This is a genomic window from Collimonas sp. OK242, from assembly GCF_900107095.1.
In the GTDB taxonomy this organism is placed as follows: Bacteria; Pseudomonadota; Gammaproteobacteria; order Burkholderiales; family Burkholderiaceae_D; genus Collimonas.
Window position 1 is genome coordinate 330,740 of the sequence record NZ_FNOR01000001.1, and the last position, 20,384, is coordinate 351,123.

The following is a 20,384-nucleotide window of genomic DNA, read 5'->3' on the forward strand; positions in this document are numbered from 1 at the left end:
TTGTAGGATTTTAATGTTGCATTTTAAATGCTATATTAATATAATGGCGTCATCCCGTAGCGCCATTTCGCTCTAAACAGGAAGCAAAACCATGCAATTCACCAAATTCACCGATTTCGGTTTGCGCGTCTTGATGTATCTGGCGGCGACGCCAGAACAAGGCGTGATCACCGTCGGTGAGCTGGCGAGTTATTTCGACATCCCGAAGAATCATTTGAACAAGGTGGTCAACCGGATGGTCAAGCTGGGCTGGATCAGCGCCACTCCAGGCCGCAACGGCGGCTTGCGGATGGCGCAGGCGCCGGCAACTTTGCATCTGGGCGATATTCTCAGCGCGCTGGAAGGGCATGGCGGCCTGGTCGATTGCGACAAGCCGCCCTGCGTGTTAAAGGGAAGCTGTCATCTGAAGCGCGTGCTGGATATCGGCCAGCAAGAATTTTATGACGGCATGAACCGGCACAACCTGGCTGAACTGATCATGCCGCCGACCTCCACTGTCATCGCCCGCATGCATTTTCAGCCGGCGGCAAGGGCTTGATCCTGTCGAAAACCGAGCTGCCGCCATAGCGCGCATTTTTTTAATTTTATTGTAGTATTTTAAATGTCACAATAGGAGTGTTTATATGATTTCCGCTGCTTCCCGTCCCTACATTGCCGCTTCCGTTCCCGTCTTGCGCGAGCATGGCCTCACCATTACCCGTTGCTTCTACCAGCGCATGTTTGCCGCACATCCCGAACTCAAGAATATTTTCAACATGCCGAACCAGGAGTCCGGCACGCAGCAACAGGCACTGGCTTCTGCCATCTTTGCCTATGCCGCCAATATCGATAATCCGGATGCATTGGCGCCTGTGATCAGCCGCATTGTGCAAAAGCATGTCAGCCTGGGAGTCCGTGAAGAACACTATCCGATCGTCGGTAAACATTTGCTGGATGCGATTGCGGAAATCCTCGGCGCAGCGGCAACGCCGGAATTGCTGGCGGCCTGGGCCGAAGCTTATGGTTTGCTGGCCACAGCTTTAATCGCAGAAGAGCGCAAGCAGTATCAGGCGCATGGCGTCGAGCCAGGCGAATACCGGTCGGTCACGGTGGTCCGCAAACAGAAGGAAAGCGATACCGTTACCTCATTCTATCTGGAGGCCACAGATGGCAAGGCGCTGCCGGTTTTCCAGTCGGGCCAGTACATCAGCGTGGCGGTGAATATCGAACAACTGGCTTTGCGTCAGCTGCGCCAGTACAGTTTGTCGGATGCGCCGGACAACGGCCACTGGCGCATCAGCGTCAAGCGCGAGCAGGGCAGCGCCACTGCGCACTGTCCTTATCCGGCCGGCCTGGTATCGAACCTGCTGCATGATCAATATCAAGAGGGCGATCTGCTGTGGGTCAGCCCGCCATGCGGCGATTTCGTTTTGCCGCAAAACGATGACACGCCATTGGTGTTGATCAGCGCCGGCGTCGGCGTCACGCCGATGATGAGCATGTTGCAGAGCAGCTTGCAACAAAGCCCGCAACGGCCGGTGAATTTTCTGTATGCCACACTGAATGGACGTCACCATCCGCTCAAAGGGGAGTTGAGCAACCTGCGTCGCCGGCACGGCCAGATGCGCTCGCACATCGCTTATGAAAAGCCGGCTGACGACGATCGCCTGCAGAAGGATTATCAGCAACAGGGCTATTTGCAACTGGCGCAATTGCCCGACGCCTTGCTGCCGCATGACGGTTCCTACTTCTTGTGCGGGCCGACGCCATTCATGCAGATCCAGCGTGATGCCTTGCTGGCGCGCGGTGTGGCCGCGCATCAGATTCAGCAGGAAGTGTTTGGCCCGTCCTTGCTGCAGCACCTGCAATAGCGATAGCGCGGTTTGAATGCTCTGGCCGCTGATGGCTAACAGCTGATGATGTTGATTACGCATCGTGTTTCTATGTGGTAATGTTCCACTCCTAAAATTTTATTAATGTTAGGAAAGACGATGCGATTTCATTGGCTTTTTGCGGTACTGCTGGTTCCAGGCATGACGATGGCGGCGGAGGGGATGTGGACTTTGGACAATTTGCCGAAGGCAAAGATGCAGGCCGAATACGGGTTTACCCCGAGCGAAGGCTGGATCAAGCGCACCATGTTGGGTTCGGTGCGGATTGCCGGCGGTTGCTCGGCATCCTTTGTCTCAAAAGACGGCTTGGTGATGACCAATCACCACTGCGCTTCCGAGTGCCTGGACCAGTTGTCGACGGCAAAAAAGAATCTGATCAAGGACGGTTTCCTGGCTAAGGGCCGCGCGCAGGAATTGAGTTGCCCGGAAATCGAATTGAACCGGCTGGAACTGATCACCGATGTGACTACCGAAGTCAAGAGCGCGACCGCCGGCCTGGATGGCGCGGCGTTCAAGAGCGCGCAAAATGCGGTTAAGGCCAAGCTGACGTCAGCCTGTGTCGGCAGGGATAAAGACACCGTGCGTTGCGACGTCGTCGACCTGTATCACGGCGGCCAATACCAGGTCTATAAATACCATCGCTTCCAGGATACGCGCCTGGTCTGGGCGCCGGAAAAAGCCGCAGCATTCTTTGGCGGCGATCCGGATAATTTCAACTTCCCGCGCTACGACTTGGACATCACCTTGTTGCGTGCCTATGAAGGCGGTAAGCCTGCCAAGATCGAGAACTATTTCCCGTTCAGTAAAAGCGGCGCAGAGGAAGGTGAAATGGTATTCGTCACCGGCCAGCCTGGCTCGACCCAGCGTCAGCTGACAGTCTCACAACTGACTACCTTGCGCGACCTGACGCTCGTCAACAGCGTGATTCGGCTAGCCGAAATGCGCGGAGTGCTGGAGCAGTACAGCAAAAGCAGCCCGGAAGCGGCGCGTAACGCCGAGCATGCCTTGTTCGGTGTGGAAAACGGCTACAAGGCGCTGAGGGGACGCCTCAGCACTTTGCAGGACCCGGCGCTGATGAAGCAAAAGCAGGACGATGAAACCGCCTTGCGTGAATTCGTATCAAAGCGGCCTGCCTTGCAAGCCAAGATCGGCGGCGCCTGGGATGCAATTGCGGCGTCACAGCAAGTTTATCGCCAGATTGAAGCGTCTTACGGCATGATTGAAGGCGGCCGCGGCTTCTATAGCAAATACTCCGGTTATGCGCGCGCCCTGGTGCGCGGTGCGGAAGAACGCGCCAAGCCGAACGGCGAACGACTGCCGGAATATGCCGACGCCAAATTACCGGAACTGGAGCAAGAGTTGTTTTCCACCGCGCCGGTATATCCGGAATACGAAAAAGTCATGCTGGCATTTTCGTTCACCAAGCTGCGCGAAATCCTCGGCGCCGACGATCCTTTCGTCAGGCAGGTACTCGGCAAGCAATCGCCCGATCAGCTCAGCGCTGCTTTAATCGACAACACCAAGCTGGGTGATCCGGCGGTGCGCAAGGCGTTGTGGCAGGGCGGCAAAGAGGCCATCCTGAAATCCAGCGATCCGTTCATCAAGCAGGAACTGGCGCTCGATCCGGCCGCGCGAGCCATTCGCACTCGCTATGAAAAAGAAGTGGAATCGGTACAGCAAAAGAATTCCGAGCTGATCGCCCAGGCCCGCTTTGCCCAGCAAGGTACCAGCGCCTATCCGGATGCTACTTTCACCTTGCGCTTGTCGTACGGCGAAGTGAAAGGGTGGCAAGAAGGAGATAAGAAAATCTCGCCGTTCACCACACTCGCTGGCGCATTCGAGCGTGATACCGGGGCCGATCCGTTTGCCTTGCCTGCTTCCTGGCATGCCGCCAAGAGCAAGCTGAATTTGTCGCAGCGCTATGACCTGGCAACTACCAACGACATCATCGGCGGCAACTCGGGTAGCCCCATGATCAATCGTAACGGTGAAATCGTCGGTTTGATTTTCGACGGCAATATTCATTCGCTGGGCGGCGCATTCTGGTTAGATCCACGCTTCAACCGCTCGATTGCGGTGCATAGCGGCGCCATTCTGGAAACCCTGGGCAAAGTCTACGGCGGCGCCGATCTGGTCAAGGAAATCCAGGCGCATTGAAGCATCCAGGCAGAACCGCAGCAAGCTTCTTGAATTAGTATCTATAATGAATCCCTTCCGGTGGCGACGCCGGGAGGGATTTTTTGATTTCACGTGCCGGACGGCTGCGGTCTTCGCGTAATTGTCATGGAAGGAGAAGGATTTTGGAAATATTGAGCCTGGGGCTGGTCCTCTTTCTTGGACTCCATCTGATTCCCACTGTGCCGGCTTTGAAAGCGCAGCTGGTCCACGTTTTTGGTGAAAATCGCTATAAAGGCCTGTTTGCCTTGTTGGCGGCGCTGGGACTGCTCCTGATCATAGCCGGCTACGGCAGGGCGCCCGCCGGACCGACGCTGTTCGCGTCATCCATCGGCGCCAGACATGCCGCCCCGTTGGCCATGATCATCAGCTTCATCCTGTTTGCCGCCGCCAATATGAAAGGCCATATCCGGGCCTGGGTAAAACACCCGATGTTGCTGGGGCTGACTATCTGGGCTTTGGTCCATCTGCTGGCGAACGGACATGCCAAAGCCACGCTGCTGTTTTCCGCTTTCCTGGCTTATGCGATGATCGATTTGTTGTCCGTGATTCGCCGTAAGAGTTACAAACCATTCACCCCGGTGCTTAAGTTCGACGTGATTGCATGTGTCGCCGGCCTCTTGCTAGCATTGCTGGTGATGACATTTCATCGTCAGCTGATGGGTGTGGCGGTGGTGCCTTGGGGCGTTTAGCCGAGGCTCGGTTGCCTGTAAATCAGGCCGAGCTGTCAGCGCTCCTGCAGCAGTCGGTTCAGCAGTAGCCGCACTTCCGGGATCAGCTCGCTGGCAGTCAGCCCGATCGGCCCGATGCCTTCCGCCACCAGCTGATCGGCGGCGCGGCCGTGCAGCCATGCTGCCGCCAGCGCGGCTTCCCATTGCGGCCAGCCCTGCGCCAGCAAAGCGCCGCAAATACCCGACAAGACGTCGCCGCTGCCGGCGGTGGCCAGGGCAGGGTTGCCGGTGGAATTGACCACCACCTCGCCATCGGCGCGGGCGATGATGCTGCCGGCGCCCTTCAGCACAACTACCGCATTGAAGCGGCTTGCCAGGGTGCGGGCGGCGGCGACGCGATCGGCCTGGATGTCGCCGGTGCTGATGCCCAGCAGGCGGGCGGCTTCCAGCGGATGCGGCGTCATCAAAACGGCGTGCGGGCGTTGCGCGGCCTGTGCTTGCAGCTGCGGCTGGCGCGCCAGCAGATTCAAGGCGTCGGCGTCCAGCACCAGCCAGCTGAGTGCGGCTAGCGCACGCGTCAGCAACGCCAGCGCGGTATCGGCCATGCCCATGCCGGGGCCGACCACCAGCACGGCCGAGGAAAAATCGAGATCGGCAGCATGGCGGCACATCAGTTCCGGCTGGACGCTATCGTAGGCTGGCGGCTGGTCCGCGTAGCCGACAAACACCCGGCCCGCACCGCATTTGGCGGCGGCACGGGCCGCCAGGATCGGCGCACCGGCCATTCCTGCGGCGCCGCCGATCACGGCGACATCGCCAAAACTGCCTTTGTGCGAATTGCGCCGACGTGGCCGCAGGTAGCCGGCGAACAGCTCGGGCTGGCTGAGCCACATGTGCGGCGCGGGAAAATGGTTGGCTGCAAGCGCCAATGTCGCCACTTCGACTTTGCCAGCGTAGTCGGGGCCGTCGCCGGTGTGCAAGCCGGCTTTATCGGCGATGAAGGTGATGGTGTGGCTGGCTTTGATGGCGATGCCTGCCGCGCCGCCTACCACCACGCCGGTATCGGCGTTCAAGCCGCTCGGCACGTCCAGCGCCAGCACCGGGCAGCTCATCGCATTGACGGTTTGCACCAGCTTGCGCCAGTCGCCATCCAGCACCCGGCTCAGGCCGATGCCGAACAGGCCGTCTATCACCAGGGTCCATTGATTGCTGTCGATGTCGGCGAATTGCTCGGGCGGCATCAGGTGCACGCCGTGTTGTTGGGCCCGTACCAGCGCTTTGGCAGCATCGGCCGGCAGTTGCGAGGGGGCGGTTTTGAGCAGCGCGACTACTTCGGCGCCTGCCTTGGCCAGGCCGGCGGCGGCTTCGAGGGCGTCGCCGCCGTTGTTGCCTGGGCCGGCCAGTATCAGGATTACGGCTGCATGGGCGGGGCCGGGCAATATGCGCAAGGCGGCTTGGGCTGCCGCCTGGCCGGCGCGTTGCATCAGGGTGTAGGGGGGCAGGTCGCGCAGGGCGGCTTGTTCGATTTTCCGGATTTCGGCTGCGGGGTAGATGGCGCTCATTGGAATTGTGTACTCCGTGTTCCGTTAACTGGGGTCAGAGCCGCGCGGGGAGTGTAATTTTACGACGATAAGGCTGTCGTAAAAAACTGGCCCCACTTAACTACGCTTGCCGGTGTTTGGGGATAAAACCGGGCTTGTGATGTACTACTAACGATAGCGCGCTACTGTCAGGCCGTCCAGGTCAACCTCGGGGACCTTGCCGCAGATCTGGTCTGCCAGGACCTTGGCGGCGCCTAGCGCCATGCTCCAGCCTGAACCGCCATGGCCGATGTTGACGAAAACATTGCTGGCGCCGGTGTGGCCGATGAGCGGTACTTCGTCGGCCAGCATCGGAGTGTGGCCGCACCAGAAACTGGCGCTGTTGAAATTGGCGGCGTCGGGGAACCAGTCGTGCGCTACTTTCAGCAGGGTGCGCAGGGCCTTGTCGTCGAATGACATGTCTTGCGCGCCGAATTCGGCGATGCCGGCTAGGCGCATGCGGGCGCCGATACGCGCCATGGTGACCTGGTAAGTATCGTCCAGAACCGCCATTTGCGGCGCTACCTCATAATTCTTTACGGCTGCGGTGGCGGCGTAGGTCTTGATCGCGTGCAGCGGCAGGCGCAGGCCCAGCGGCCGCAGCAGCTGGGCGCTGGCGCTGCCGGCGGCACACACCACGGCGTCGGCCATCAATACGTTGCCATCGATGTGCAAGCCTACCTGAGCGCCTTGCGGCGCGATGGCGGTAACCCGGCTGTCGAAATGGAACTGTACCCCCAGCCCTTGCAGGATGGCTTTCAATTGTTTGGTAAACAGGGTGCAATTGCCGGAGCCCATATCCGGAAAGTACAAGCCGCCCGCCAGTTTGCCGGCGCCGGCCAATGCCGGTTCCTGCAGCCGCACCGCAGCGTCGTCGAGCAGTTGATGCGCCACACCGCATTCGCTCAGCAGCTCTTGCACCGGCGCCAATGCCGCCAGCTCGGTTTCGCTGCGCAACAGGCGTAGCAAGCCGGGGTTCTGTTCAAAATCGAGCTGGAAATGCTGTTGTATCTGCTCTAGCAGCTCCTGGCTGTAAGAGGCCAGTCTTTGCATTTGATGGGTGTGCGCGCGAAACCGCTGAATCTCGGACTCAGCCATCCAGCGCCGCATCCAGCGCCAAAGAGAGGGATTGAAGCGGGCGTTGAGTACATTCGGCGCTTCCTGGTTAAACATGCCTGCCAGGATTTTCCGGTGCATGCCTGGAACCGACCACGGCAGCGCTGCGCCGGCCGACAAGATGCCGGAATTACCCAGCGTCGACTGTTCCGCGACGTTGCCGCGTTGTTCTACTACGGCGACCTGATGTCCGGCTTCAGCTAGAAAATAAGCGCTGCAGACTCCCATCACGCCGCCGCCGATAACCACGATCTGTTTCTGTGTCTGCTGCTGTATCACTATTGTTCTCAAGGGGTTCTGCGTAGCACCACGCGTTGCAGACGATCAGAATCATACCTTGAATTACTTGATAATAGGACAGCAAAGAACACAATTGCCGCGTCGCCGGCAGTTGCTACAGTTTAAACACGCCGGCATCATACGCTTTGCTATAGGCTTGCCAGTCCTTGCGCACCTGCGCCGCACAGATCAGAGCGGCATCCAGCAGCTGCTTTTTCCATTTCTTGCTTGCGCCGAAAGCGATCAGTTCATCGGCATTCGCCGATCCCTGGCGGCCGGCGCTGCGCAACTGGGCCCAGGCAGCCAGGTTGCCCATGACAGTCATCACTTGTCCGATTTGGGCGGACGTGTGATTTGCATGCAGGACGCTTACCCGGTCTTCGCTAGGCTGGAGGCCGCGCAGCACATAAGATACCTTGCCGAGCATGACCGGTTGCAAAAACGCCATGGACACCGCCTGGCAACGCTGCTGTAGCGTCACCACGCGCTGCGCCTGGCTCTGCCACTTGGGTTGCGCCACCTTTAAGTAGGGCGCTAATGAAGATGGCAGCGCCTGCTTCAGGTCAAGCAGGTAGTTGCTGTTCGGCGAACCCTTGCCATGCACCAGGATGACATAGCGCTCGACGCCAAGGCTGCCGGTGCCGGCAACGCGGCGCGCGACGTCCAGCACTTTGTAGAAATCGGGGTTGGCTTGTCCGCTGGCAAAGCGCTGCATGAATGCGGTGACTTTGGCGCGCTGTTTATCGGACACCGGCAGCGCCTTCCTGCCATCCAGGCGCAGCGTGCGCAGTTTGCCTTTGCGCAGGGTGCGCGTATCCAGATAGGCGGCGCGCTGGCGGCCGCGTAAGCCATTCAGCAAGTCGCCGACCATGCCCTGCGCAAGATCACGCTCGACCCAACGCGGTTTGCCGTTAGCCAGGGCGGCACCGTAAGCGTCGATTAGGCTGCGGCACATGATCTTGCCGTTGGCAGCGTTGTCGGGCGCGCCGTCTGCGGCAATCAGCACGCTGGTCAGCAAGCGCACCATTTCCCAGCTGACCGGAGCCAGCGTAGCCTCGTCGAAATCGTTCAGGTCAAAATAAGCCAGGCGGTTATCGCCCTTGTAGCTGCCAAAGTTTTCCAGATGCAGATCGCCGCAAATCCAGGCCAGCGGCGCCGTTCGCATCACTCCGCTTTGCGGCAGGCGTTCGTAGAACAGATGGCAAGTCCCGCGCAGGAAGGTGAAGGGATCGTTGCGGATGTTCTTGTATTTCATCTGCAAACGTTGCGGATCGCGGCCCGCGTTGTATTCCTGAATGCGCTTGACTACATTCACCATGGCATGCCTCCTGAGGAAAGGGATTGGTCGCATTGCAACGACGACCAATCTTAATCCATCGCCTTGACAAAATGCTGACAAAACCGTCAGGCGTCCTCGGGAGCGTCACCCGGCCACGTATACGCCTCATTGCTATTGCCAGACTTTATATACGCGGCCGGTCTGCGCACCTTCGACGCTGCGGCTGTAGGCTTGGGCGACACGGCTGGCCGGCGCCGCCTGGAAGCCGTAAAAGAACGGGCCGTAGCTGGCCAGCGATTCTTCCAGCACGGTCGGGCTGACGACGTTGATGCGGATGCCGCGCTTCAATTCGATCGCAGCGGCGCGCACAAAGCCGTCCAGCGCCGCATTGACAGTGCTGGCGTTGACGCCTTGCAGGATCGGCTCGTCGCTGAGGATGCCGCTGGTCAGCGTGATCGAGCCGCCGTCGTTCAGGTGATGCTGAGCCACCAGCGCCAGGTTGATTTGCCCCATCAGCTTGTCGCGCAAGCCGATCCCGAATTTCTCCGGCGTCAGTTCTTGCAGCGGGCCGAAATGCAATTTTCCGGCGGTCGAGACGACGGCGTCGACTTTGCCGATCTTTCCGAACAAGGCTTCGACGCTGCGGATATCGGTCATGTCGACCTGATACTGGCCGCTGCGGTTGCCGACTTCGATGATTTCATGGCGGCTTGCCAGTTGCGCTACGACTGCCTTGCCGACGGTGCCTGTGGCGCCGATAACTGCGATTTTCATGGTGTGCTCCGTTAAAAGTGAAATCCGAGTGAGATCCGGGTGAGATCCGGCTTACATTATGATTGCATCTTCATGTTGGATAAATGGCGTAATATTCCTATGACTTGAAACTAACAGTGCGGAATAGGGGCTATGGATAGACTGACCAGCATGCAGATTTTCGTTCGCGTGGTCGAAAAAGGCGGATTTTCCGCCGCGGCGGAAGAGGCACGGATTTCGCCCACCATGGCGGGCAAGCACGTGCGCCAGCTGGAGGAGCAGCTCGGCGTACGCTTGCTGAATCGTACTACGCGCCGCCAAAGCCTGACCGAGATCGGCCAGCTGTATTTCGAGCGCTGCAAACAAGCCTTGCTGGAAATCGAGGCGGCTGATGCTTCGGTCAAGCAAATGCAGTTGCAGCCGCGCGGTGTGTTGCGGGTAACCGCGCCAGCCACGTTCGGCGGCCAGATGCTGACGGCTGTGGTGCGCGCGTATCTGGAACGCTATCCCGACGTCGAAATGGACCTGTCTCTGAATGACCGGGTGGTCGATCTGGTGGAGGAGGGTTTTGACGTGGCGATACGGATCGGCGCGCTGCCCGATTCCTCGCTGGTTGCACGGCCTTTGCAGCCGTACCGGGCAATGGTGTGCGCAGCGCCGGAATACCTGGCGCGTTGCGGCACGCCGCAGACGCCGCAACAACTGGCCAACCATAATTGTCTCAGTTTCGCGCACGGCAATCGCTATAACCTGTGGCGGTTTTCACAGGCAGGCGTGCTGCACGAAATTGAAGTGCACGGCAATTTCCGCGCCAATAACGGCCTGGCGTTGCGGACCGCAGCGCTCAAGGGCATCGGCATCATCATGCAGCCGGAGGCCCTGCTGCGCGACGAAGTCTGCGCCGGGCGGTTGCAGCGCCTGCTAACCGACTATGAGTTGGAACACCGGCCGATGCACATCGTGGTGGCCTCGAACCGCAAGATGACGCCCAAGTTGAAGTCGTTTATCGAATTCGTGGTGGCGCATTTCGGCAGAGACAACCCGCCAGACGGCGCAGCACTCACAGCTTTTGTCCCCGATTAATGCGGCGTTGGCAACCGGACGTGCGATAAGCAAGACCGTCCTGAGGGATTCCTAAGGATTAAATTATCTTAAATGCAATAGTTTATCGAGAGAACTTGCGCTTTCCCGGCCCATCATGTTTTTTTCGCGAACCGGCAAGGTGATTTTGTCATCAGTTGGCGGGGCGGCGGACGGGGCGGCACTGTATAATGACGGCTTCTGATTTAACCCGCAGCCATGCTGCATCAACTCCCTCCACGCCATGTTGATTTTGCCCGGTTCCAACGCACTGCCTGCCTTCCGTTCCCAACGTCTTCTAGCCCAGTTACAAGCGATCGACAGCAATGTCGTCGAAGTGACAGGGCGTTTCGACCATTTTGTCGATGCTTCGACCCCGCTCAACCAGGACGATATCGGCCGTCTGAACGCCTTGTTGACCTATGGCGATCCGTATACTGCCGCTGAAGGCGGCGAAGAATTCATCGTGATTCCACGCTTCGGCACGATTTCCCCGTGGGCCAGCAAGGCCACCGACATTGCCCACAATTGCGGCATGGCGCACATCAAGCGCATCGAACGCGGGATTGCGTATCAGGTAAAACTCAAGAGCGGTTTGCTGGGCGGAGCTAAAAAGCTCAGCGACGACAGCGTGCGCGCGATCGCCGACGTGCTGCATGACCGCATGACGGAAACCGTCTTGCGCAGCGCCGAGCAAGCTGCGGACCTGTTCCGCGAGCTGGACGCCAAGCCCTTGGCCTTCGTCGATCTGCTGGCCGGCGGCAAAGGCGCTCTGGAGCAAGCCAACGCCGAACTGGGCCTGGCCTTGTCGGATGACGAAATCGATTATCTGCTGGCGGCGTTCACCGGCGCCAAGCGCAATCCGACCGACGTCGAGCTGATGATGTTTGCGCAGGCCAACAGCGAACATTGCCGCCACAAGATTTTCAATGCCGACTGGATCATCGACGGCGAAGCGCAAGACAAGTCCTTGTTCGCGATGATCAAGAATACCCATCAGCTGCAGCCGAAGGGCACCATCGTCGCCTACAGCGACAATTCATCGATTATCGAAGGCGCAACGGTCTCCCGTTTCTACGCGCGCGGTGCGGCGGAAGGCAATACCTACCGCGCTTCGGATGAGCTGACGCATATCCTGATGAAGGTCGAAACGCACAATCACCCGACGGCGATTTCGCCTTTCCCTGGCGCCTCCACCGGCGCCGGCGGCGAGATCCGCGATGAAGGCGCAACCGGCCGCGGCGCCAAACCGAAGGCTGGCCTGACCGGTTTCACCGTCTCCAACCTGTTGCTGCCGGATGCGCAGCAAGCTTGGGAAAACGACGCTGACGTAACCTCCTTTACCGCTATCGGCCAGCAGGATGCCGGCCAATACGGCAAGCCGGAGCGGATTGCTTCGGCCTTGCAAATCATGATCGACGGCCCGCTCGGCGGCGCTGCGTTCAACAACGAATTCGGCCGTCCTAACCTGGGCGGTTATTTCCGTACCTACGAACAGAACGTCGGCGGCAATGTGCAGGGTTATCACAAGCCGATCATGATCGCCGGCGGCATCGGCAGCATCTCTGACAAGCACACCAAGAAGAACGAACTGCCGGTCGGCAGCCTGCTGATCCAGCTGGGCGGCCCCGGCATGCGCATCGGCATGGGCGGCAGCGCCGCGTCGTCGATGGCGACCGGCTCGAATACCGCCGATCTCGATTTCGATTCGGTCCAGCGCGGCAATCCGGAAATGGAACGGCGCGCCCAGGAAGTGATCAACGCCTGCTGGGCGATGGACGACAAGAATCCGATCTTGTCGATCCATGACGTCGGCGCCGGCGGTCTGTCGAACGCCTTCCCGGAAATCACCAACGACGCCAAGCGCGGCGCGATTTTCGATTTGCGTAAAGTGCCGCTGGAAGAAAGCGGCATGGCGCCGAAGGAAATCTGGAGTAACGAATCGCAGGAGCGTTATGTGCTGGCGATTGCGCCGGAAAGCCTGCCGCTGTTCGAATACTTCTGCCAGCGCGAGCGCTGCCTGTTCGCGGTGGTCGGTACCGCAACCGAAGAGCGCCAGTTGAAGGTGATCGATCCGCAGCATGACAATAATCCAGTCGATATGCCGATGGACGTATTGCTCGGCAAACCGCCGAAAATGCAGCGCGACGTCAAGCATCTGAATCCGGCCTTGCCTGCGGTCGACCTGACCGGCATGGACTTGCTGGAAGTATCGCAGCGCGTGCTGAAGCTGCCGACAGTGGCCGACAAATCCTTCCTGATCACCATTGGCGATCGCACCGTCGGCGCCACTTCGGTGCGCGACCAGATGGTCGGCCCGTGGCAAATCCCGGTCGCCGACTGTGCTGTCACCAGCATGAGTTTCGAAGGCTATCTGGGTGAAGCGATGGCGATGGGCGAGCGCACGCCGCTAGCCGTCATCAACGCCGCCGCCTCCGGCCGCATGGCGGTGGGCGAAGCCCTGACCAACATTGCCGCGGCAGCGATTGCCGACATCTCCGACGTCAAGCTGTCCGCCAACTGGATGGCCGCTTGTGGCCAGCCGGGCCAGGACGCCGCCTTGTTCGATACCGTCAAGGCGATCGGCATGGAATTGTGCCCGGCGTTGGGCATCAGCATCCCGGTCGGCAAGGATTCGCTGTCGATGCGCACTACCTGGAACGACCACGATCAAGCCAAGGCCGTGACTTCGCCGGTGTCGCTGATCGTGTCCGCATTCGCGCCGGTGAGCGATGTACGCCGCTCGCTGACGCCGCAGATCCGCACCGATCTCGGCGATACCGCAATCATCCTGATCGACCTCGGCCGCGGCAAGAACCGCATGGGTGCTTCGGCATTGACCCAGGTGATGCAGCAAATCGGCAATGAGACACCGGACGTCGACAGCGCAGAAGATTTGAAAGCATTTTTCGCCGCCGTTCAACAACTCAACAGCGAGCAAAAACTGCTGGCCTACCATGACCGCTCCGATGGCGGCCTGTTCACCTCCCTGTGCGAGATGGCGTTTGCCGGCCACAGCGGCTTATCGATCAATCTCGATATCCTGACGATGGAAGGCGAACATGCAGCCGACTGGGGCGATTCGAAAAACTGGACCGGCCAGGTGGCCGAGCGCCGTAATGAACTGACCTTGCGCGCGCTGTTCAGCGAAGAGCTGGGCGCGGTGCTGCAAGTGCGCGCCGAACAGAAATCGGAGGTCATGAATATGCTGCGCAGCTTCAACCTGGGCGCCTGCAGCCATATCATCGGCAAGCCGAATACGCGCGACGTCATCGAGTTCAGCCGCGACGCCAAGACCATCTACAGCCAGACCCGTATCGACCTGCAGCGTCTGTGGAGTGAAACCAGCTGGCGCATCGCCCGCCTGCGCGACAATCCTGCCAGCGCCGATGCCGAATACGACCGTATCCTGGACGCCGCCGATCCAGGCATCAGCCCGATCATCCCGTTCGATCTGCAAGACAATATCGCCGCGCCGTTCCTCAACCTGGCAGCCAAGCCGCGCGTGGCGATCTTGCGCGAGCAAGGCGTCAATTCGCATGTCGAGACCGCCTATGTGATGCATCAAGCCGGTTTCACCGCAGTCGACGTCCACATGAGCGACCTGATTGCCGGCCGCGCCAGGCTGGACGATTTCAAGGGTTTCATCGCAGTCGGCGGATTCTCCTACGGCGACGTATTGGGAGCCGGCGAGGGCTGGGCCAAGACGATCTTGTTCAATGCCAAGCTGGCTGAACAATTCTCGCTGTTCTTCCAGCGCGGCGACACGTTCGCACTGGGCGTCTGCAACGGCTGCCAGATGATGAGCAATCTGAAATCGATTATTCCCGGCGCCCAGGCCTGGCCGAAATTCACCCGCAACAAGTCGGAGAAATTCGAAGCGCGCTTCTCGATGGTGCAGGTCGAATCGTCGCCGTCGATTTTCCTGCAAGACATGGCGGGCACGCAAAGCGCCATCGCCATTGCGCACGGCGAAGGTTTTGCCGATTTCTCGCAAACCGGCGATATCAAGGAAGCGCTGGTCGCCATGCGTTTCGTCGACAACAAGGGGCAGGTGACCGAAGGCTATCCGTATAATCCAAACGGCTCGCCGCAAGGCATTACTGCGGTGACTACGCCGGATGGCCGCTTCACGGTCTGCATGCCGCATGCCGAACGCGTGTTCCGCACGGTGCAGCAATCATGGCACCCTGAGTCGTGGGGCGAGGATTCGCCATGGATGCGCATGTTCCGTAATGCGCGGAAGTGGGTCGGGTAATTTTTCCCGGTCCGTACAATAAGTAGTGTTTCAGTATGGTATGAGCTGCCGTCCGGCTCCGTGTATCCGACCTTGATGATAGGCGACCGGATTTTTACCAACCGCGTCGCCTACGATGTCAAACTGCCACCGATATCATTCTCAAGCACGTCGCCGACCCCAAACGCGGCGACGTAGTCACATTCAGTTCGCCGAAAAACGGCGTGCGGCTGGTCAAACGGCTGATTGCCGTACCGGGTGATTTGCCGCGTCTGGATCGTTTCGGCCCAACGATACTTTAAGTTGAATCCGCGCCGCAATTAGACGCGGTACCCGGGAAAGGCGAGCCCACACCGCGCCACGAATCCGCTAGCCATAACCATGCGCCAGCCAGGCTGGCGTCGCAGCGGATCCAACAACTATCAACTATCAGTTATCCCGAGCGCCCTTGAATAATCGGCGCTAACAAATAATCATATTGTGAGCCTGCTGTCTAGCTGTCAAATTTGCGATGGCGAGAGCTTGCTTGCTCGTATATCTTGGTTTAACTGACTATCCGGTCAGTCGACCATGTAGAAAAGCGAGGGTAATCATGCCATTTTTTGGACCCGAACCTTTTGATACAGCAGAAGCGACTTATGTCTGGATAGGCCTTGGCGGAGCGGGTGCATTTTTTGTGGAGGTCGCAGGCCACGCCCCAAAGTACACAGGTCATATTGAGCTCTTGCGGGATAGACGTTTTGTCGGTGGAGTGAATCTGCATTGTTCTCCATGAAATTCGGGGAGCTTTTTTAATGTGTAACTGACAGGGTGTAACGACTCTGGCAGGCAGATGTGGTTTTGATATTCCTATTAATAATCAACTAAGGACTCTTATGAGCAGCCCTCTTACCTTGATCATGCCTATAATCCCAGGCACTAGCTTGACTGCCATTGCAGCAACCCTGGCAGAAAGTAAAAAGGAAATTGACGATGCGCTGAAAACAATAGGCACTGTCCATTTCGCCCGCTTCCTGCTGTTGGATAGTTCAAAACCCAACCTCCAGCCAGATCTCACCGCGACAACAGCGTCAAATTCCTTGGTTCTCGGTGTCGTCACCGAATACGACGGCAATTTCAATGCGTACATCCAAGATTTCGTCTCGAAATTGGGCGGTGTGTTCGATGCGCTACTGGGGTTCGTGGTGGATGGCAAGAAGCTCATTCCGGTGGCCAACAATGTCGCCGCGTTTCAAGCCTACATCACTCTCAATGATGCCTCGCAACACATCCCGAACGCAGATCTGTATCAAGCCTATCCTCAGACTGTGCAAAAAATTCTGGCTGTGTTTCCGCCGCAATAATCGTTCGTTGCCCCTCACAAGGTCTGCGTCAGTCGCAGACCTTTTTTCTTCTGCTTAATCGAATTTTCTATCCGGAGAGACAGCATGGCCGATCCCGCGATTGACTACGACGATGTTCAAGGCACCATCCTGCGCGGTTATCGCGTAAATTTGGCACGGCACTTCATTTTGAGTATCACCAATCCGCAAGCAACCGGCAGGCTGATCGAGGCGCTGGTCGAGGGCAGTAATGGCTTGCCGAAGATCACCACGGCCAGACGCGTCATGCCCAAGCCGGACTGCTTTCTCAATCTCAGTTTTACCAGTACCGGCCTGACAGCTATGGGCCTCAGCGCACAGCAATTGAGCAGTTTCGACGCTTCGTTCCAGCGCGGCGCCACCAGTCCCGGCAGCGCGGCTACAGTCGGCGATGTCGACTTGAGCGCACCGGAATACTGGATAGGCGGCTTGAATAACGGCGCGCGAGTCCATGTTTTGCTGAGCTTGTGGGTGGCCGAATCCTCCTCTGTGCTGGAGACGGTTTCAGCACAGTTGCGCACCGCCTTTGGCGGCTGCATGACGGAGTTATACGCGCAAGACGCGGCCGCGCTGCCGGATAATAAGGTGCATTTCGGCTATCGCGACAGCATCGCGCAACCGACCGTGATAGGCGCACCGCCGAGCAAACGGCAGACGCCCGACGATCAGCCTGCGGTGAAAACCGGTGAATTTTTGCTGGGCTATCAGAACGAGACCGGTGGCAGTTATTGCGTATCGCCGGTTGAGCTGTCGATCAACAGCAGCTACGCGGCTTTCCGTATCCTGGAGCAGGATGTGGCCGGATTCGACGCCATGCTGGCGCGTTATGCCTGCGAGGCTGAAATGGATACCGAAAAGCTGGCGGCGAAGATCTGCGGGCGCTGGCGCAACGGCAATCCTCTGGAATTGGCGCCGGATAAGCAAGGCCCTGTGCTGCCGACCGAGCAATTGAATAACTTCACTTACGTCAGCAACGATGCCGCAACCGACGATACGCTGGGATTCAACTGCCCGATAGGATCGCATATCCGCCGCAGTAATCCGCGCAACGGAGCGGTGGTGGGCGCAGGCAGCACGCATCATCGCATCGTGCGTCGCGCCATGCCTTATGGGCCGGCATACGATCCGCAACATCCCGACACCGAGGCGCGTGGCCTGGTCGGCTATTTTATCAACGCCAGCGTCAGCAATCAGTTTGAATTCCTGATCAGCCAATGGAACAATTCATCGGAGTTTGTGATGGCGGCGACCGGGCCGGGTGGTTATAGTGCCGGCAATGCAGTTTTTAATATCAGCGGTGAAGATGTCTTTCTTGGTGTGAATAAGCCGAACGAGAGTTCTTTCACCTTGCCGAGAGAGGGACCCGTGGGAACCCGCAACAAGGAGCTGACGGGCTTTTCCCGGACGATCACCACACGCGGTGGCGCTTATTGTTTTTTCCCGAGCATCAAAGGCTTGCGGTATCTGGCAGGGTTGCCGCAAACAAGCTAAAGCGCGTTTCAGTTTGAATATTGGCAGGCGGCCGTGCCGCTGGACCCGGCCGGCATGCCCGTTCATCCGCCTGCAAATACGTGGATATCCTTTCGTTATGGCCAAAAAAATCCCTCCAGATAGCAATATCTGGAGGGATTTTTCGCATTTCCAACATGCTGACCTGCAGCCCCTTGCGAGCGCTGCAGATTGCCGCCAAAGGTTTATTGCACCTTGGCTTTGGCGCGCAGATCTGCTTGGTAAGCTTGCAGCTTTTTCTGTTGCAGGGCTTCAGTGATTTGCGGTTTGACTTCAGCCAGGGTAGGGATCTTGGCGGCGCGTACTTCTTCCAGCTTGATCACGTGGTAACCGAATTGGGTCTTGACCGGTGCGTCAGTCAGTTGACCTGGTTTCAGTGCTACCAGCGCATCGGAGAAAGGCTTCACGAACGAAGCTGGTGTTGCCCAGCCCAGATCGCCGCCGTTGGCTGCCGAACCCGGATCTTTCGATTGCTTGGCCAGATCGTCAAACTTGCCGCCAGCTTTCAGCTTGGTGATGATGGCTTTGGCATCGGCTTCGTTTTCGACCAGGATGTGACGTGCGTGATATTCCTTGTCGCCAGCTTGCGCCTTGAATTTGTCGTATTCAGCCTGGATGTCGGCATCCTTGATCGGGTTCTTCTTGACGAAGTCGGCAACCAGGGCGCGGATCAGGATCGATTGGCGGGCGATGTCGGCTTGTGCCTTGACGTCAGCGTTATTGCCCAGGCCCAGCTTGTCGGCTTCCTGAATCAATACTTCACGGTTGATCAGTTCGTCCTTGACCATGCTACGCAGTTCCGGGGTATCAGGCTGGCCGCCTTGTGCCGACAATTGCTTGACCATCATGTCGGCGCGCGACGATGGGATAGCCTTACCGTTCACGACTGCAAGGTTTTGGGCCATAACAGGCAATGTAGCAGCTGCAAAAAGTACCACCAGTAAACGTGAAGGTTTAAATGTCATTATCAAATCCTAGATTGGGGAGGTTATTAATAAATTAATGCGAGGCAAAGGCAGAATAACCGAAGTGTGTTTAACGGACAATTGATTATTCTTTCAGATCGCTATGTCGCTATGTTTTAAGCAGTTTTAGTTTCAGATGGGGCCAATGCAGTGATCGCCAATGCATGAATTTCCGTATGCATCATATCAGCCAGGCAATCATACACCAGCCTATGCCGATTTAAACGGTTTTGCCCTTCAAAAACTGCGCAAACTATCCGCACTTTGTAGTGTCCGCCGCCTGAGGCGGCACCGGCGTGTCCCGCATGCAGCGCCGATTCGTCCTCAACTATACATTCCAATGGCGAAAGCGCCGCTGTCAATTTGTTACGAATCGTATCAAGACGCCGGTTCATTCCGGATCCTTGATGTATTTCGACAGCAGGATGCTTTGACCGATGATGAAGGCAAACATCAGCCCCATGCCGCCAAACAGCTTGAAGTTCACCCATGTGGCGGTGGGAAAATTAAACGCGATGTACAGGTTCAGGCAACCCATCACGATGAAGAACGCGATCCAGGCAAAACCTACGCGCAGCCAGATCGGGTCGGGCAGGGTGATCTGCTGTTCCATCATGGTGCGGATCAGGTTTTTCTTGAGCAGCAGCTGGCTGACCAGCAATGCCGTCGCAAACGCCCAGTACAGGACGGTGGGTTTCCATTTGATAAAGGTTTCGTTATGGAAGTAGATGGTGGCGCCGCCAAAGACGCAGATGATGATGAAAGACACCCACAACATGGCATCGACTTTTTTCCGGCGCAGCAGCAGATAGCCGATTTGCGCTACGGTGGCGATGATCGCCACCGCAGTCGCCAGCAGCACCGGCGCTTGCGCCGCAGTAACCACGCCGCCGGACACAAAGCCCGACAGATACTGGCTGACCAGCGCTTGCGCCGCATCAGGGCTGCCTTCGCTCCATTTGAAGATGCCGAAGAAAAGGATTACCGGGAACAGGTCGAACAGGAACTTCATGTGTTTGGTTTGCTTTCAGTCAGAATAACTAATTGATGGTTAAATTTAAATCCGGGTCGAATCGTAAAATCAGTGCAGCAGCCTCGCTGCTTCAGCCAGCCGTATCAAAACGCAGCGAAGCCGAATTGATGCAGTAGCGCAAACCGGTTGGCGGCGGTCCGTCCGGGAATACATGGCCCAGATGGGCGTCGCACACCTTGCATAAAATTTCAGTGCGCATCATGCCATGAGTACGGTCGACGCGCTCTTCGACATTGTCGGGATTGATGGCTTTGAAATAACTCGGCCAGCCGCAGCCGGAATCGAACTTGGCGTCCGATTCGAACAAGGGTGTATTGCAGCACACGCAGGTATAAATGCCGTGTTCGTGATGATCCCAGAAGCGCCCGGTAAACGCCCGTTCGGTAGCGGCGTGACGAGTCACCTCATATTCCATCGGCTCCAGTTCGGCGCGCCATTCGGCATCGGTTTTAATGACTTTGCTGCTGCTCATGGT

17 protein-coding genes are annotated in these 20,384 nt (G+C 58.0%); 9 read left to right on the top strand and 8 right to left on the bottom strand.

The annotated features are described in order from the left end of the window. The first annotated feature begins 91 nt into the window (after window positions 1-91). The 4 genes from BLV81_RS01535 to BLV81_RS01550 all read left to right on the top strand — a co-directional run bounded on the left by BLV81_RS01535 (window position 92) and on the right by BLV81_RS01550 (window position 4,738). Window positions 92-538: an RrF2 family transcriptional regulator gene (locus BLV81_RS01535; RefSeq protein WP_092351679.1), complete on the top strand. Its 447-nt coding sequence runs from the start codon at window positions 92-94 to the stop codon at window positions 536-538. Window positions 539-623: 85 nt separating this feature from the next. Then, window positions 624-1,850, top strand: coding sequence for an NO-inducible flavohemoprotein (hmpA, locus tag BLV81_RS01540; RefSeq protein ID WP_092351681.1), 1,227 nt, complete (start codon window positions 624-626; stop codon window positions 1,848-1,850). Window positions 1,851-1,970: 120 nt separating this feature from the next. Further along, window positions 1,971-4,028 (top strand): S46 family peptidase, encoded by a 2,058-nt coding sequence (locus BLV81_RS01545; protein ID WP_255364855.1) that lies wholly within the window; start codon window positions 1,971-1,973, stop codon window positions 4,026-4,028. A 143-nt stretch (window positions 4,029-4,171) separates the two neighbouring features. Next, window positions 4,172-4,738, top strand: a complete 567-nt coding sequence (locus BLV81_RS01550) for an NnrU family protein (RefSeq protein WP_176992693.1) — start codon at window positions 4,172-4,174, stop codon at window positions 4,736-4,738. A 35-nt stretch (window positions 4,739-4,773) separates the two neighbouring features. On the opposite strand, the gene BLV81_RS01555 is transcribed toward BLV81_RS01550, so the two are convergent. The 4 genes from BLV81_RS01555 to BLV81_RS01570 all read right to left on the bottom strand — a co-directional run bounded on the left by BLV81_RS01555 (window position 4,774) and on the right by BLV81_RS01570 (window position 9,745). After that, on the bottom strand, window positions 4,774-6,279 hold the full coding sequence (locus BLV81_RS01555) for an NAD(P)H-hydrate dehydratase (protein ID WP_092351686.1): 1,506 nt from the start codon (window positions 6,277-6,279) through the stop codon (window positions 4,774-4,776). A gap of 147 nt (window positions 6,280-6,426) precedes the next feature. Beyond that, a complete protein-coding gene (locus BLV81_RS01560) occupies window positions 6,427-7,704 on the bottom strand; it encodes an FAD-dependent oxidoreductase (RefSeq protein WP_092351688.1) in 1,278 nt (425 codons plus the stop codon). Between the two features lie 103 nt (window positions 7,705-7,807). Continuing rightward, window positions 7,808-9,010 carry a DUF2252 domain-containing protein gene (locus BLV81_RS01565; protein WP_092351690.1) on the bottom strand — a complete coding sequence of 401 codons (1,203 nt, stop codon included), beginning with the start codon at window positions 9,008-9,010 and terminating at the stop codon, window positions 7,808-7,810. Between the two features lie 132 nt (window positions 9,011-9,142). After that, window positions 9,143-9,745, bottom strand: coding sequence for a short chain dehydrogenase (locus BLV81_RS01570; RefSeq protein ID WP_092351692.1), 603 nt, complete (start codon window positions 9,743-9,745; stop codon window positions 9,143-9,145). 132 nt (window positions 9,746-9,877) lie between these two features. On the opposite strand from BLV81_RS01570, the gene BLV81_RS01575 reads away from it, so the two are divergent. From BLV81_RS01575 to BLV81_RS01600, 5 genes are all read left to right on the top strand, one after another. Then, window positions 9,878-10,807, top strand: a complete 930-nt coding sequence (locus BLV81_RS01575; RefSeq protein WP_092351694.1) for a LysR family transcriptional regulator — start codon at window positions 9,878-9,880, stop codon at window positions 10,805-10,807. A gap of 241 nt (window positions 10,808-11,048) precedes the next feature. Further along, window positions 11,049-15,062: a phosphoribosylformylglycinamidine synthase gene (gene purL, locus BLV81_RS01585; RefSeq protein WP_092351698.1), complete on the top strand. Its 4,014-nt coding sequence runs from the start codon at window positions 11,049-11,051 to the stop codon at window positions 15,060-15,062. A 137-nt stretch (window positions 15,063-15,199) separates the two neighbouring features. Continuing rightward, window positions 15,200-15,343, top strand: coding sequence for a S26 family signal peptidase (locus tag BLV81_RS01590; RefSeq protein WP_255364860.1), 144 nt, complete (start codon window positions 15,200-15,202; stop codon window positions 15,341-15,343). A gap of 621 nt (window positions 15,344-15,964) precedes the next feature. Further along, the gene (locus tag BLV81_RS01595) at window positions 15,965-16,384 is read left to right on the top strand and encodes a hypothetical protein (protein WP_092351700.1); all 420 of its coding nucleotides are present in this window, start codon (window positions 15,965-15,967) and stop codon (window positions 16,382-16,384) included. An 84-nt stretch (window positions 16,385-16,468) separates the two neighbouring features. Then, window positions 16,469-17,893: a Dyp-type peroxidase gene (locus tag BLV81_RS01600; protein WP_092351702.1), complete on the top strand. Its 1,425-nt coding sequence runs from the start codon at window positions 16,469-16,471 to the stop codon at window positions 17,891-17,893. 203 nt (window positions 17,894-18,096) lie between these two features. On the opposite strand, the gene BLV81_RS01605 is transcribed toward BLV81_RS01600, so the two are convergent. From BLV81_RS01605 to msrB, 4 genes are all read right to left on the bottom strand, one after another. Continuing rightward, the gene (locus BLV81_RS01605) at window positions 18,097-18,876 is read right to left on the bottom strand and encodes a peptidylprolyl isomerase (RefSeq protein ID WP_092351703.1); all 780 of its coding nucleotides are present in this window, start codon (window positions 18,874-18,876) and stop codon (window positions 18,097-18,099) included. 116 nt (window positions 18,877-18,992) lie between these two features. Beyond that, window positions 18,993-19,271, bottom strand: coding sequence for a BolA family protein (locus BLV81_RS01610; protein WP_092351705.1), 279 nt, complete (start codon window positions 19,269-19,271; stop codon window positions 18,993-18,995). Then, the gene (locus BLV81_RS01615; protein WP_092351707.1) at window positions 19,268-19,888 is read right to left on the bottom strand and encodes a septation protein A; all 621 of its coding nucleotides are present in this window, start codon (window positions 19,886-19,888) and stop codon (window positions 19,268-19,270) included. Before BLV81_RS01615 ends, BLV81_RS01610 begins: the two co-directional genes overlap by 4 nt. Window positions 19,889-19,979: 91 nt before the next feature. Continuing rightward, window positions 19,980-20,381 (bottom strand): peptide-methionine (R)-S-oxide reductase MsrB, encoded by a 402-nt coding sequence (gene msrB / locus BLV81_RS01620; protein WP_092351709.1) that lies wholly within the window; start codon window positions 20,379-20,381, stop codon window positions 19,980-19,982. Window positions 20,382-20,384 lie beyond the last annotated feature (3 nt).

Bases quoted from the DNA above. Each gene is read 5' to 3' on its own strand.
- BLV81_RS01535 (WP_092351679.1), top strand. From the start codon at position 92: ATGCAATTCACCAAATTCACCGATTTCGGTTTGCGCGTCTTGATGTAT.
- hmpA (WP_092351681.1), top strand. From the start codon at position 624: ATGATTTCCGCTGCTTCCCGTCCCTACATTGCCGCTTCCGTTCCCGTC.
- BLV81_RS01545 (WP_255364855.1), top strand. From the start codon at position 1,971: ATGCGATTTCATTGGCTTTTTGCGGTACTGCTGGTTCCAGGCATGACG.
- BLV81_RS01555 (WP_092351686.1), bottom strand. From the start codon at position 6,279: ATGAGCGCCATCTACCCCGCAGCCGAAATCCGGAAAATCGAACAAGCC.
- BLV81_RS01565 (WP_092351690.1), bottom strand. From the start codon at position 9,010: ATGGTGAATGTAGTCAAGCGCATTCAGGAATACAACGCGGGCCGCGAT.
- BLV81_RS01570 (WP_092351692.1), bottom strand. From the start codon at position 9,745: ATGAAAATCGCAGTTATCGGCGCCACAGGCACCGTCGGCAAGGCAGTC.
- BLV81_RS01575 (WP_092351694.1), top strand. From the start codon at position 9,878: ATGGATAGACTGACCAGCATGCAGATTTTCGTTCGCGTGGTCGAAAAA.
- purL (WP_092351698.1), top strand. From the start codon at position 11,049: ATGTTGATTTTGCCCGGTTCCAACGCACTGCCTGCCTTCCGTTCCCAA.
- BLV81_RS01600 (WP_092351702.1), top strand. From the start codon at position 16,469: ATGGCCGATCCCGCGATTGACTACGACGATGTTCAAGGCACCATCCTG.
- BLV81_RS01605 (WP_092351703.1), bottom strand. From the start codon at position 18,876: ATGACATTTAAACCTTCACGTTTACTGGTGGTACTTTTTGCAGCTGCT.
- BLV81_RS01610 (WP_092351705.1), bottom strand. From the start codon at position 19,271: ATGAACCGGCGTCTTGATACGATTCGTAACAAATTGACAGCGGCGCTT.
- BLV81_RS01615 (WP_092351707.1), bottom strand. From the start codon at position 19,888: ATGAAGTTCCTGTTCGACCTGTTCCCGGTAATCCTTTTCTTCGGCATC.
- msrB (WP_092351709.1), bottom strand. From the start codon at position 20,381: ATGAGCAGCAGCAAAGTCATTAAAACCGATGCCGAATGGCGCGCCGAA.